Here is an 11,877-nt window from a genome sequence, read left to right as displayed (position 1 = left end):
TTGTTAACAGGCAGGATAAGGCGCCGTCCTAGGCTTGGTTCAGGAAGTCCAATACCACTTGGTGATGATCTTTGGTCTTAAACTTATTGAACACATGTTCAATTTTGCCATCTTTGCCGACCAAAAAGCTGAGGCGATGAATGCCGTCATATTCTTTCCCCATGAACTTCTTGGGTCCCCAGACGCCAAATGCATCCGCAACCGCATGATCTTCGTCGCTCAGTAGGGTGAAATTGAGTTCATCGCGCGCGACAAAGCGGGCGATCTTTTTGACGGGATCCGGGCTGATACCTAACACCACGGTATCCAGCGCGTCGAGCTCGGCCTTAGTATCACGCAAAGAGCAGGCTTGTGTGGTGCAGCCTGGTGTCATTGCTTTGGGGTAAAAATACACGAGGACGCGTTTTTCGCCTTGAAACTGGCTAAGCGTGACGGTGTCGCCATTTTGATCTTGCAATGAAAAATCGGGCGCTAGAGCGCCTTCCGTTAATGTTTGCATGCGCTGCGTTTCCTTTTTTGTCGGTAAACCGAATTGACGATGATAGAGGGTGTTCGAGATTACGCAAGTTTTTGATATTACGATCACGCTCTTGACAGTGTTTGACCTTTTATTGACGCTAACGAGACGCTGATTCAATGATAAAATCGCAAACTTGAATGTAGCGGTAAGAAATGTCGAATAAGACACGCCAGCGCGCAGGGTTATTCTTGTGTTTACCCAGCGCCAAAAGTAACATTGCAAGCATCACCAATAAGGGAGACGAACATGGTTTCTGGAAGCATAGTGGCGCTCGTCACACCAATGGATGCACATGGCGAGGTGGATTACGTTAGCCTGAAAAAACTGGTCGAGTTTCATATCCAAGCGGGCACAGATGCGATTGTCGCAGTGGGCACAACGGGTGAGTCGTCGACAGTAACCGTGGATGAGCACATTAAAGTGGTCCTAAAGACCTTGGAATTTGCGGATGGACGGATTCCCGTTATTGCAGGTACGGGGGCAAATGCCACCCACGAAGCGATCACTTTCAGTAAAATGTTTGCCGGGTCGGGCGTAGCCGCTTGTTTGAGTGTGACCCCTTATTACAACAAGCCGACGCAAGAAGGCTTATTCCAGCATTATAAAGCCATTGCCGAAGCGACCGACTTACCTCAGATTCTCTATAATGTCCCTGGTCGTACCGCCGTAGATATTCAGCCTGAAACGGTGGCGCGCTTAGCGACCTTTGACAATATTATCGGCCTAAAAGATGCCACTGCCGATGTCAGTCGTGTTGCCATTCATCGGGAACTTTGTGGCGATGACTTCCTCTTATTTAGTGGTGATGATTTAACAGGGCTAGATTTTGTCCTTGCTGGTGGACATGGCGTGATTTCGGTCACTAACAATGTTGCCGCTGCGGCAATGGCCAAAATGATTCAATTGGCGCGCGCCGGTGAAGCAGACCAAGCGCATGCAATCAACGAGACGCTGATCCCTTTACATCGTCACCTTTTTGACGAAGCCAATCCGATCCCTGTGAAGTGGGCAGTCCGAGAAATGGGATTGATTGCGGATGGCCATCTTCGTCTGCCATTAACCGAATTAAGCGAGCATTTGCGTCCCGATGTCCGAGAGGCCATGCAGGTTGCGGGTGTTGTTTAAGCCGTTGGAGTGTCAATGAAACCAGTATTTAAGCTCGGCCTTTGTGCCATCATGGTCACCGGGCTGGTGGCCTGTAGTGGTGGCGCCGAGCAACGCCGTCAAGCCAAAGATGATTTTAGCTACTTGCAAACGACCCCGCTGTCGCAGTGGCAAACCTTGCCGGATCAAGCGCCTTACTTTTCCACCAATTATCAGATCCCTGAGCAAGACTTTAAGGGCGAAATCGGCAAAAATGTCGATATTCGTCCGCCGCGTCAAGTGCTTGATTTAGTGCCAGGGGCGCGTATTGAGCGTGACAGTCGTGGAATAACCGTCGCGGTTGCCAATGAGCAGCAGCTTACCCAATTATGGGAAACCGTTGAACGTCTGGCGAACGATAAGACCATTCCTGTTGAGACACAAGCCGCAGATCAAATTGACACCGGCTGGATCGCTTGGGAAAAAGAAGACAGTGCTCATCAGGCTCGGTTCCGCCTATCACGACTCGAACAAGGGCGGCGATTTGCACTGGGCGTCAATATGATTGATTCACGCGCCAAGGCCAGTGATGAACCTTTGACGCCGGCAGAGCAGGAACGCTATAACACCTTAATGACCAATCTGATTACGGTGAGCCATGATGCAGCACTACGTGCAGAGGCGCGCCGTTTAGCTGCGCAACGTCAGTCAGATATTCCGATGAGTTTTGGTACTGATCGAAGTGGCTTGCCAGTGATTATTGCGCGTGCTCCGTATGATGTCGTATGGGAAAAACTTCCTGAGATGATTAAACCGCTCGGATTTACGGTAGAAAGCCGCAACCAATCGCAAGGTACGGTGAAAACGCGTCACGTTGCGCCGAATGATGAGCGTTGGCAAGCCCTTGGGGTTGAACCTATCTCGCTGCCGGACAATAGCTACACACTATTGTTAGGGGATTTAGGCAACCGCACCTCAATCAATGTGACCGACAGTGATGGAAAGCCGGTTAAAAAAGCAACGTTAGAAGCGCTTAGCCCAGCGCTGAAAGCGGCCATTGCGCAGCTTAGCCAGGTCACATCGCAGTAATCTTATAGGGACGCCAGACAGCGTCCCTTATTTTTTAGCGCCTAATGGAGAGAATAGGTAATGGAAAAACGTGCTGAGTTGTATCGCGGTAAGGCAAAATCTGTTTATGCAACCGATGATGAAAACCGCTTTGTTCTGCACTTTCGCAATGACACCTCTGCGTTTGATGGTGAGCGTGTTGAGCAACTTGAGCGAAAAGGCGAAGTGAATAACAAGTTCAATCACTTCATCATGCAAAAGCTTGAGCAGGCAGGTATTCCCACCCAAATGGACCAACTGTTGTCCGATACCGACTGCGTGGTGAAAAAGCTCGATATGATCCCGGTTGAGTGTGTGGTAAGAAACATTGCCGCGGGCTCACTTTGTCGCCGACTGGGCGTAGAACAGGGCACAGCACTCACTCCACCCACTTTTGAGTTGTTTTTAAAAAACGATGCGCTGCATGATCCTATGGTCAATGAATCACTGTGTGAGTCCTTAGGGTTCGCGAGCCAAGCCCAATTAGCGACCATGAAGTCGCTGACGTATCAGGTTAACGATGTGCTTAAGGCGCTGTTTGCTGAGGGTGACTTATTGCTGGTGGACTACAAGCTGGAGTTTGGCGTCGACGTCAACGGTAATATTGTCCTTGGCGATGAGTTTAGCCCAGATGGCTGTCGTTTGTGGGATGCCAACACGCGAGAAAAATTGGATAAAGATCGCTTCCGCCAAGGTCTAGGTGGTGTGGTAGAAGCTTATATCGAAGTAGCAAAGCGTATCGGCTTAGCCCTATAATTTTTGGGCTTAAAAAGCAAACGATTGCGTCGCGTGTGAAGACAATAGCACCGTGTAAATAAAATAGCGCCATGGATATGGCGCTATTTTTTATCGTCGCTCTTATCAGTAGGGAGGTCGGTATTATCGTTTGCGTCACCGTCAGACGCTGAACGTTGATGCTTATCAGGCTTGTCTTTGTATTTAAGCCCAAACTTGGCGTTGGCGGTGTATTTGAGCGCCATGATGTTACTCACGACCACGGCGACCACAATGGTAATAATCACATAAGGATTGGTTAGCCATTCCATCTTTCCACCTCGCATAAGTTGGTGACGTAAGTTGAATATATCCAATCTAATTGGCCGAGGATAGCGTCTTTCCCACAAATCGGCGCATGGGTGATCGCAGCCGCGAGCATATCCTGAGAGAAAGCGGATAACATTGACGCACTGGTGGCAATATGGCTGATGTGCCATGGCTCTCTGGCAACCCCGCCTTGGTATCTCGCATAAGGAAGAAAGAAACCAAATGCTGATACATTGGCATGTAGCCAAGAAGAAAAGGCCGCTTGCGGGCCGCTGTCGTATTCGGGGGGCGTTAAAGCCAGCGGCTGATCAGGGATAAGAGACTGCTTATCGTACACATCCATGTCTGTTCCCCAATGATGTCGACTGGCGCCGGGTAACGCCGACCAGCGCAAGATCGCGTGCACCCGTTCCTTGTCTGATAAGCGGGTTATATCCATAGGTTGGCTGTGAGCATCAAGGACAGGCAGATCGCCGTTAAATTTACCATTCCAGATCGCCAACTGGCGTTCAAAAGCGCGATAACCACTGGCGACTCTCAACGCGAACCCAGCACGACTCGCTGCCTGTTGTAAGGCGGCGACGTCAGATAACACATCCTGATGCAAACAGGGCGCCCCAGGTTGCGCGTTCATTGGTTGAAGGGCTGAAGCGTCTTGCCCAGTCAACTGTGCTGCGCGTAGGCTCACGGTAGCGCCTTTTCCAGCACTTTTTGGTACATGTCGGTCAGCTTTTCCAAGTCAGGAATACTCACACACTCATTGACCTTATGAATCGTGGCATTGACCGGACCCAGCTCAATCACTTGAGCGCCCATCTGGGCGATAAAACGACCATCGGAGGTGCCACCGGTTGTCAGTAATTGCGGCGTTTGATGATTCACCTCTTCAACCGCGGCCACAACTGCATCAAGCAAGGTACCTTCATCGGTCAAAAACGGGTCACCACTGTGGGTCCATTCTAAGGTGTAGTCGAGCCCGTGCGCGTCCAAAATAGAATAAACTCGCTGTTTGATGGTTTCACTATCTAGCTCGGTACTAAAGCGGAAGTTAAATTGCGCATGACACTCACCCGGGACCACATTGGCTGCGCCGGTACCTGCCTCAATATTTGGGATTTGAAAGCTTGTCGGTGGAAAAAAAGCATTGCCATTATCCCACACTGTTTGCACTAACTCTGTTAGCGCTGGCATGGCCTGATGGACAGGATTACTTGCAAGGTGCGGATAGGCGACATGGCCTTGTACTCCTTTAACGTACAAATCGCCAGTGATGGATCCGCGACGACCGTTTTTGACCACATCACCGACGTGATTCGTACTTGAGGGTTCACCGACAATACACATGTCGATTTTCTCATTTCGAGCCATCAGCGTATCGACGACACGGGTGGTGCCATTTATAAAGGGTCCTTCTTCATCCGACGTGATCAGAAACGCGAGTGAACCCGAGTGGTCTGGATGCTCGGCAATAAAGCGCTCAACAGCCACAACCATGGCGGCGAGTGAGCCCTTCATGTCCGCGGCGCCACGTCCATGAAGGTGATCGTCAATGACAGTGGCTTCAAATGGCGGCGTATGCCATTGATCGCGCGGGCCAGCGGGGACGACATCGGTGTGGCCCGCAAACGTGAAGAGCGGCCCATCAGTGCCCCGTCGCGCCCAAAGGTTGGTGGTATCGTCAAACACCATGGTTTCAATCGTAAAGCCCAGGGCTTCTAATCGAGCAATCATTTGAGCTTGGCAACCCGCGTCTTCCGGTGTGACCGACTCACGATTGATCAAGTCTTTTGCCAAAGCCAGCGTAGCAGTATCAGTCATTGGAGTTTCCTTACAGCAACAGTAAATAAGTGCTTACATTACGCGAAAATCTCAGCGTATTGGCTCTCTTTAAAGCCAAGATAGTACTTCCCTTCGTGTACGAGTAAAGGGCGTTTAATGATCGCTGGATTGTCTAACATGATCGCAATCGCACGGGGTTGGTCTAAGCTGGCTTTTTGTTCGTCACTTAGCTGGCGATAAGTGGTGCCACGCTTGTTAATCAAAGGCTCCCACCCTAATTCGGCAACAAAGGTCTGTAACATCTCGGCATCTAACCCCGTCTTGCGGTAATCGTGATACTGATAGTTAATGCCTTGGTTATCCAACCATTTAAGGGCTTTTTTTAGGGTGTCGCAGTTTTTAATGCCAAATACAGTTGTCATGGTCGTTATCATCATTATTTACGGACAATTAAGAGTGACATCGCTCAACATTGAACGCAATAGTGGGGAAGGGGCCGTTTGGCGATGCGATAAGGGATGAAGCGTGTGAAATGTGCCACTAAATGAGTCTGCAGCACGTCGATTTGATGGCCTTTTGATCAAACGCAAAGCCTCTTCGCAGGCGGCATGAATAATGGGAACATTCGTAACTGTTGGAGGTTCATATGGAACTAAACCCGGTATTCGCCCGGCGTCTCTATCTTGCCGTGTTGGTAGAAGAAATGGAACGCCCAAATGTGCCACGCCTTATCGAGGCGACAGGCTGGCCTCGTCGTACGATCCAAGATGTATTGAAATCACTGTCTGGGCTCGGTATTGATATGACTTTTATCCAAGATGGAAAGCGTCATAACGATGGTTACTACCAGCTTAAAGACTGGGGACCGTTCCGCCGTGATTGGGTCGAAGATAAAAAGCGCGATATTCGCTCTTATATCAACTAGCTGCTCGCTTAAGGCGTGATAAGCTCAGCGTCGGTTAAACGTTGGCGAATGACCTCGGCACGTTGACGGTTGGCGCCAAAGTCATAGTAGCCAATCCGAGATGCGGAGCGAAGGGCGAGTTGGTTGCCCTCAAGCGAGACTTCAACATCATCCACAAAGCGCAGCACCTTAGTGGTGAAGCGTAAGTGTGCGTAATTATCTTGCGAGGTGACGACCTCAGCACGCGGCATGGCGGCGATATGCGCGACAATGGCTGAAAACGTCACGTTGTCGTTGGCGATATAAAGCGGTGCCAGCTGGAATTTTTCTCGGGTATCTGCCGTGGACACACAGTTGGGACTATCGCCACAGGCCGTCACTGGCGGATGTTTAGCCATCGTTTCTCCTTTGTTGCAGCCAGCCAAAGTGATGATCCCTATAACCGTTATCAGTCGCTTCCACATTACGCCCTCACCAATATATAGCCAATGAACCCTATCCAGCTTATCACAAGTAAAAGCCATGGGAGACTGCTGTAGCTTTTATCTAACCCAGGTTCAGCGGGGGTAAGATCATCGACCGGGGCTTGAGATGCTTTTACAGGCGCGGCGCTTGATGGTTTATTTTGTTGTTTTTTTCGTGCTTTATCCTGCTCGCGTGCTTTTGCTTTTTGTTCCTTTTTATATTGGGCAATCCCTTTTTCAATCCCTTGTGCAATCAGTTTGGTCTGCGCTTTTGTTTGTCCCGGTTTTTGCGTGGCTTTCGCAACGCGCATGGCGTCTTGTTGCGTTTCTGGCGAAATCGTCGCGTTGGCTTTGGCTTTGGCCATAAGGGCTCCATGTAACGCTTAATAAATAACTCCAGCCAAGGATAACAAATTTTACTTTTAGGCTTGCAGTTTTTATTGCATGTCGCCATGGTAAATATGTGACTTCTCAATCAATAAGCTTATGGATACATTTCATCACTTTGACGACAAAGGGTATATCAAGGCACCGCAGATTGCCGTGTTGTGTTTACTGTTATTAAGCCGCGCGTGGTGGCTATTGGCAATGGCTGGCGTGAGTCGAGAGCAGGGTAGTGAGTTGCTCGCGCTGGTTTATCCTGAGTTATCGGCGTTTTATATAAGCTTGGCAATTGGCGTGGTGCCGCTCGGGTTGTTGTTATTAGTCGGTAACTGCGACAGAGCGCCTGAATGGCTAAGACAACACTGGCACATTGGCTATTGGTGGGTTTGGCTATTATGGCTATGGGAAGCTTATCAAGTCTGGCAAACGTTCATCGTCACTGGGGGGCAGTTTGATTGGCTGCTTGCTTTACACGGCCTTTGGCTAGCTTGGGCAAGCCTTTATTGGGCAAGAAGCCGACGCGTCAAACGCTTCTTTTTTCAGTTTACGAGTGATGGCCGAGCGATGGCTTAAAAAAAACGCAGCCAATTGGCTGCGTTTGTCTAAACCAGAGACGGTTTATTACTTGGTGACGCGTAATACTGGGGTTTCACCCACAGTGACGGCACCTGATAGTTTGGTCAACTCTTTGATCTCATCCATATTCGAGATCACAACAGGTGTCAGTGTTGATTTCGCTTTCTCTTCGAGTGTCGCTAAATCAAATTCAATCACGGTATCACCGGCTTTAACCGTTTGACCTTCTTCGGCAATGCGCTTGAAGCCTTCGCCTTTCAGCTCGACGGTGTCGATACCAAAGTGAACAAAAAGCTCGACGCCATCGTCTGACTCAATTGAGAAAGCGTGGTTGGTTTCGAAAATCTTACCGATAGTGCCGTTTACTGGCGCTACCATTTTGTCACCAGATGGCTTAATCGCAACACCATCACCGACGATTTTCTCAGCAAACACAACGTCAGGCACGTCTTCGATGTTGACGATCTCACCCGACAATGGGGCGATAATTTCAATAGCACTAGCGTCGTTGCTGTCTTCAGACACCAACTTCTTCAGTTTGTCGAACAGACCCATAGTGTTGCTCCTAAGCAGTAATTCTTTGCTGATTGTATATTAGCAAGCGGTTTTTTCCGCAATAAATTTTTCGACATAGGCCTCGATTTCTGCCGCAGTTGGCAAAGTGAGCGCTGTGTCGGCCATCGCTTTCACATCAGCAAAGTTGGCATTACGGATAATCTTCTTGATGCGAGGGATAGAAATGGCACTCATGCTGAACTCATCCAAACCCATTCCCATCAATAGTAACGTTGCTTTCTCATCACCTGCAAGCTCTCCGCACATCCCCGTCCATTTTCCTTCAGCATGTGAGGCATCAATCACTTGCTTGATAACCGTTAGTACTGCAGGAGACAGTGGATTGTACAGGTGCGAAATAAGCTCATTACCACGATCGACCGCTAAGGTGTATTGGGTCAAATCGTTAGTGCCGATGCTGAAAAATTCCACTTCTTTCGCGAGGTGGTGAGCGATTGCAGCCGCGGCCGGTGTCTCAACCATTACGCCGATTTCAAGATCAGCATCAAAGTCGAGGCCTTCTTGGCGTAGCTCTGCTTTGTAGGTTTCAATCGCTTCTTTTAGCTCGCGGATTTCTTCGACAGAAATAATCATCGGGAACATGACACGAATTTTACCGTGTGCCGATGCGCGTAGAATCGCACGTAGCTGATCGCGGAGAATTTCGCGACGGTCAAGACTGATACGGACGGCTCGCCAGCCCAAGAATGGGTTCATTTCTTCAGGCAGATCCATATAAGGCAGATCTTTGTCACCGCCAATGTCCATGGTGCGAATGATCACTGGGTGACCATCAATCGCTTTTGCGACCGCCTTATACGCTTGATATTGCTCTTCTTCAGTGGGGAGCGAGTCACGGTCCATGAACAAGAACTCAGTGCGATAAAGACCCACACCTTCACCACCGTTACGGTTCACACCGTCACAGTCTTTTACTGTGCCCACGTTGCCGCACACTTCGACTTGGTGGCCGTCTAATGTGATAGCAGGCAAGTCTTTGAGCTTCGCGAGCTCGGCTTTTTCCGCGATGTGTTGATCACGAATCGCTTTAAACTTGTTGAGCTCGTCGTCAGAAGGATTAACGACAATTTGGTTGTTAATCGCATCAAGCACCAACATGTCACCGTTTTTAACATTGGCGGTGGCATTGTTAGTGCCCACGATCGCTGGAAGCTCTAACGAGCGTGCCATGATCGACGAGTGCGAGGTGCGACCACCGATATCGGTGATAAAACCGAGCACATAATTCAGGTCAACCTGTGCTGTTTCTGAAGGCGTCAGATCATTCGCAACCAGGATCACTTCTTCGTTGATCGCGCTCAGAGACACCATGTTGATGCCGAGTGCGTTTTTAACAAAACGAGAACCAATATCACGGATATCTGCCGCACGCTCTTTCAGATAATCATCATCCAGAGATTCAAGCGTCACCGCCTGCTCTTCAATCACAGCGTAAATCGCGTGATCTGCAGTGGCATGGTTAGATTTGATGAAGCTGACAATCTCGTCTTCCAGCTCTTCATCTTCTAGCAGCATGATGTGACCTTCGAAGATCGCTTCTTTCTCTTCGCCGAAGGTTTCCCTTGCTTTGTCTTTGATCGCTTCGAGTTGCGTCTTAGACTGTTCGCGAGCATCCAATACGCGCTGAATTTCTTTTTCAATTCGAGACGCATCAATCTTATCTTTATTGATGACAACGTCTTCTTCTTGCAACAGCAGTGCTTTACCAAAAGCAATACCAGGTGATGCCAGGATGCCTGAAATCATAGCTTTACCTTACGTTTATCCAACTTAAAACCGATAGAAAAAGAGCCGGATTACTCCAGCTCGTCCATCAGTTTTACCAGGTGATCAACGGCTTGTTGTGCTTGCGCACCTTCAGCAGAGATAGTCACCTTGGTGCCTTTGGTCAAGCCAAGGGTTTGCAGTTTAAATAGGCTTTTCGCGCTCGCGCTCTTACCGTTTGACTCAACAGTGATGTCAGCGTCATAGCTTTTTGCTTCTTTGACGAACTGCGCCGCTGGACGAGTGTGTAGGCCGTTTTCTGCACTAATTTCAACTTGCTTCTGATACATGATTCACCCCGTTTCTGTATTTTTTTAAATCTATGTATTAAATATAAGATTAGCTTAACCGCTAACGGGCGATTTCGCTATCCGTTGACGCTAACCTAACCAAGAAATCGACCAGATAGCTTAATCCATGTCAATTTCATGTCATCTTTCTCTCATTTTTGACCTTCCACTCACTCGCCTCAAGGGCTTTTATTTTGATGCGGAAAATAAAAATGTTGCTGTGTTTTACTAAAGCTTAATATAAAAATCAAACAAAAAAGGCCCAATTTGGGCCTTTGTTGTGGGAAGAAACCAGTTGAAGATTGCTAACCTGCTGTTACTGCTCTGTTTCCAGCTCAGTGAACATGCCAGCAAATAGTGGCGAACTGAGATAACGCTCGGCGGCACTTGGTAAAATTGTGACAATCGTCTTATTCGCAAACTCGGGGAGCTCGGCAATTTTGTTCGCGGCGACAACGGCTGCGCCTGATGAGATCCCACCTAGGATACCTTCTTCTTCCATCAAACGGCGTGCCATGGCAATCGCTTCATCTGAGCTCACAGAAACGACCTGATCAACTAACTTAATATCCAAGTTTTTTGGGACAAAGCCGGCGCCGATGCCCTGAATTTTATGGGGGGCCGGTTGTACGTCTTGGCCAGCAATAGTTTGAGCAATCACGGGTGACTCCGCGGGCTCCACTGCGACGGTGGTAATGGCTTTCCCTTGCGTGTTTTTGATATAGCGGCTCACACCGGTCAGTGTCCCCCCGGTGCCGACACCGGCAACAAACACATCGATTTCACCGTCAGTATCTTCCCAGATCTCAGGGCCTGTGGTCTTTTCGTGAATTTCTGGGTTGGCTGGGTTGTCGAACTGCTGGAGCATAAGATATTTACCAGGCGCTTGCGCCATGATTTCCTCTGCTTTCGCAATTGCGCCTTTCATCCCTTTAGGCGCTTCGGTGAGCACCAATGTCGCGCCCATCGCTTTAAGTAGCTTACGACGCTCAAGGCTCATCGACTCTGGCATGGTAAGCGTCAATTTATACCCGCGCGCTGCGGCAACATAAGCCAGCGCAACCCCGGTATTACCACTCGTAGGTTCAATCAGCTCAATGCCTGGTTTCAGGGTGCCTTTTTTTTCCGCATCCCAGATCATGTTGGCACCGATGCGGCACTTCACACTAAAGCTTGGGTTACGTGCTTCTACTTTTGCTAACACATTCGGCTTAGCAACACGGTTTAGGCGTACCAGTGGGGTATGGCCAATTGTTTGCGTATTGTCTTCGTAAATCTTGCCCATTGTATCGTTCCTTCATGACACCGATTTAAATCACTGCTCCAAGCATATCGCTAATGCCTGTTTTTGAAAGGATCGGTTGGTTATATCTTATTGTGAGTGTG

Annotated in this window: 16 protein-coding genes; 5 read left to right on the top strand and 11 right to left on the bottom strand. The window is 49.1% G+C overall.

Annotation, left to right across the window (positions count from 1 at the left end):
• Positions 1-28: 28 nt before the first annotated feature.
• On the bottom strand, positions 29-499 hold the full coding sequence (bcp, locus tag BZG75_RS01455) for a thioredoxin-dependent thiol peroxidase (RefSeq protein ID WP_077575946.1): 471 nt from the start codon (positions 497-499) through the stop codon (positions 29-31).
• Positions 500-766: 267 nt separating this feature from the next.
• Between bcp and dapA the strand changes: the two genes are divergently transcribed.
• The 3 genes from dapA to purC are packed head-to-tail and all read left to right on the top strand — an operon-like array spanning position 767 to position 3,466.
• Positions 767-1,645 carry a 4-hydroxy-tetrahydrodipicolinate synthase gene (dapA, locus tag BZG75_RS01450; protein WP_025744469.1) on the top strand — a complete coding sequence of 293 codons (879 nt, stop codon included), beginning with the start codon at positions 767-769 and terminating at the stop codon, positions 1,643-1,645.
• Positions 1,646-1,660: 15 nt separating this feature from the next.
• Positions 1,661-2,692 carry an outer membrane protein assembly factor BamC gene (bamC, locus tag BZG75_RS01445; RefSeq protein WP_077575945.1) on the top strand — a complete coding sequence of 344 codons (1,032 nt, stop codon included), beginning with the start codon at positions 1,661-1,663 and terminating at the stop codon, positions 2,690-2,692.
• Positions 2,693-2,752: 60 nt separating this feature from the next.
• Positions 2,753-3,466, top strand: coding sequence for a phosphoribosylaminoimidazolesuccinocarboxamide synthase (purC, locus tag BZG75_RS01440; RefSeq protein WP_077575944.1), 714 nt, complete (start codon positions 2,753-2,755; stop codon positions 3,464-3,466).
• Between the two features lie 83 nt (positions 3,467-3,549).
• On the opposite strand, the gene BZG75_RS01435 is transcribed toward purC, so the two are convergent.
• From BZG75_RS01435 to BZG75_RS01420, 4 genes are read right to left on the bottom strand one after another with little or no spacing between them, the layout of a single operon-like run.
• The gene (locus BZG75_RS01435; RefSeq protein WP_077575943.1) at positions 3,550-3,756 is read right to left on the bottom strand and encodes a DUF2897 family protein; all 207 of its coding nucleotides are present in this window, start codon (positions 3,754-3,756) and stop codon (positions 3,550-3,552) included.
• Complete coding sequence (locus BZG75_RS01430; RefSeq protein WP_242413564.1) at positions 3,744-4,442, bottom strand: M15 family metallopeptidase; 699 nt, start codon at positions 4,440-4,442, stop codon at positions 3,744-3,746. The genes BZG75_RS01435 and BZG75_RS01430 overlap by 13 nt, the downstream gene beginning before the upstream one ends.
• Positions 4,439-5,572: a succinyl-diaminopimelate desuccinylase gene (gene dapE, locus BZG75_RS01425; protein WP_077575942.1), complete on the bottom strand. Its 1,134-nt coding sequence runs from the start codon at positions 5,570-5,572 to the stop codon at positions 4,439-4,441. The genes BZG75_RS01430 and dapE overlap by 4 nt, the downstream gene beginning before the upstream one ends.
• Before the next feature lie 38 nt (positions 5,573-5,610).
• Complete coding sequence (locus BZG75_RS01420; protein WP_077575941.1) at positions 5,611-5,955, bottom strand: ArsC family reductase; 345 nt, start codon at positions 5,953-5,955, stop codon at positions 5,611-5,613.
• A gap of 224 nt (positions 5,956-6,179) precedes the next feature.
• On the opposite strand from BZG75_RS01420, the gene BZG75_RS01415 reads away from it, so the two are divergent.
• Positions 6,180-6,458: a winged helix-turn-helix domain-containing protein gene (locus BZG75_RS01415; RefSeq protein WP_077461603.1), complete on the top strand. Its 279-nt coding sequence runs from the start codon at positions 6,180-6,182 to the stop codon at positions 6,456-6,458.
• An 8-nt stretch (positions 6,459-6,466) separates the two neighbouring features.
• Here the strand turns inward: BZG75_RS01415 and BZG75_RS01410 are convergent, their stop codons facing one another.
• Both BZG75_RS01410 and BZG75_RS01405 read right to left on the bottom strand, forming a co-directional pair.
• Positions 6,467-6,835, bottom strand: a complete 369-nt coding sequence (locus tag BZG75_RS01410) for a DUF1499 domain-containing protein (protein ID WP_158009947.1) — start codon at positions 6,833-6,835, stop codon at positions 6,467-6,469.
• Between the two features lie 65 nt (positions 6,836-6,900).
• Positions 6,901-7,266, bottom strand: coding sequence for a DUF2956 domain-containing protein (locus BZG75_RS01405; protein ID WP_077461601.1), 366 nt, complete (start codon positions 7,264-7,266; stop codon positions 6,901-6,903).
• A 121-nt stretch (positions 7,267-7,387) separates the two neighbouring features.
• Here BZG75_RS01405 and BZG75_RS01400 point away from each other — a divergent pair, with 121 nt between their 5' ends.
• On the top strand, positions 7,388-7,858 hold the full coding sequence (locus BZG75_RS01400) for a DUF2919 family protein (protein WP_077461600.1): 471 nt from the start codon (positions 7,388-7,390) through the stop codon (positions 7,856-7,858).
• A 48-nt stretch (positions 7,859-7,906) separates the two neighbouring features.
• On the opposite strand, the gene crr is transcribed toward BZG75_RS01400, so the two are convergent.
• From crr to cysK, 4 genes are all read right to left on the bottom strand, one after another.
• A complete protein-coding gene (gene crr, locus BZG75_RS01395; RefSeq protein ID WP_025744475.1) occupies positions 7,907-8,416 on the bottom strand; it encodes a PTS glucose transporter subunit IIA in 510 nt (169 codons plus the stop codon).
• 39 nt (positions 8,417-8,455) lie between these two features.
• Positions 8,456-10,183, bottom strand: a complete 1,728-nt coding sequence (ptsI, locus tag BZG75_RS01390; RefSeq protein ID WP_077575939.1) for a phosphoenolpyruvate-protein phosphotransferase PtsI — start codon at positions 10,181-10,183, stop codon at positions 8,456-8,458.
• Positions 10,184-10,233: 50 nt separating this feature from the next.
• Positions 10,234-10,491, bottom strand: coding sequence for an HPr family phosphocarrier protein (locus BZG75_RS01385; protein WP_025673281.1), 258 nt, complete (start codon positions 10,489-10,491; stop codon positions 10,234-10,236).
• 316 nt (positions 10,492-10,807) lie between these two features.
• Positions 10,808-11,776: a cysteine synthase A gene (gene cysK, locus BZG75_RS01380; RefSeq protein ID WP_077461598.1), complete on the bottom strand. Its 969-nt coding sequence runs from the start codon at positions 11,774-11,776 to the stop codon at positions 10,808-10,810.
• Positions 11,777-11,877 lie beyond the last annotated feature (101 nt).

This window comes from Salinivibrio sp. AR640 (assembly GCF_001995405.1).
GTDB classification, from domain to species: Bacteria; Pseudomonadota; Gammaproteobacteria; order Enterobacterales; family Vibrionaceae; genus Salinivibrio; species Salinivibrio costicola.
This window is presented reverse-complemented; position numbering and strand designations above follow the sequence as displayed.

Bases quoted from the DNA above. Each gene is read 5' to 3' on its own strand.
- bcp (WP_077575946.1), bottom strand. From the start codon at position 499: ATGCAAACATTAACGGAAGGCGCTCTAGCGCCCGATTTTTCATTGCAA.
- dapA (WP_025744469.1), top strand. From the start codon at position 767: ATGGTTTCTGGAAGCATAGTGGCGCTCGTCACACCAATGGATGCACAT.
- bamC (WP_077575945.1), top strand. From the start codon at position 1,661: ATGAAACCAGTATTTAAGCTCGGCCTTTGTGCCATCATGGTCACCGGG.
- purC (WP_077575944.1), top strand. From the start codon at position 2,753: ATGGAAAAACGTGCTGAGTTGTATCGCGGTAAGGCAAAATCTGTTTAT.
- BZG75_RS01435 (WP_077575943.1), bottom strand. From the start codon at position 3,756: ATGGAATGGCTAACCAATCCTTATGTGATTATTACCATTGTGGTCGCC.
- dapE (WP_077575942.1), bottom strand. From the start codon at position 5,572: ATGACTGATACTGCTACGCTGGCTTTGGCAAAAGACTTGATCAATCGT.
- BZG75_RS01420 (WP_077575941.1), bottom strand. From the start codon at position 5,955: ATGACAACTGTATTTGGCATTAAAAACTGCGACACCCTAAAAAAAGCC.
- BZG75_RS01415 (WP_077461603.1), top strand. From the start codon at position 6,180: ATGGAACTAAACCCGGTATTCGCCCGGCGTCTCTATCTTGCCGTGTTG.
- BZG75_RS01410 (WP_158009947.1), bottom strand. From the start codon at position 6,835: ATGGCTAAACATCCGCCAGTGACGGCCTGTGGCGATAGTCCCAACTGT.
- BZG75_RS01405 (WP_077461601.1), bottom strand. From the start codon at position 7,266: ATGGCCAAAGCCAAAGCCAACGCGACGATTTCGCCAGAAACGCAACAA.
- BZG75_RS01400 (WP_077461600.1), top strand. From the start codon at position 7,388: ATGGATACATTTCATCACTTTGACGACAAAGGGTATATCAAGGCACCG.
- crr (WP_025744475.1), bottom strand. From the start codon at position 8,416: ATGGGTCTGTTCGACAAACTGAAGAAGTTGGTGTCTGAAGACAGCAAC.
- ptsI (WP_077575939.1), bottom strand. From the start codon at position 10,183: ATGATTTCAGGCATCCTGGCATCACCTGGTATTGCTTTTGGTAAAGCA.
- BZG75_RS01385 (WP_025673281.1), bottom strand. From the start codon at position 10,491: ATGTATCAGAAGCAAGTTGAAATTAGTGCAGAAAACGGCCTACACACT.
- cysK (WP_077461598.1), bottom strand. From the start codon at position 11,776: ATGGGCAAGATTTACGAAGACAATACGCAAACAATTGGCCATACCCCA.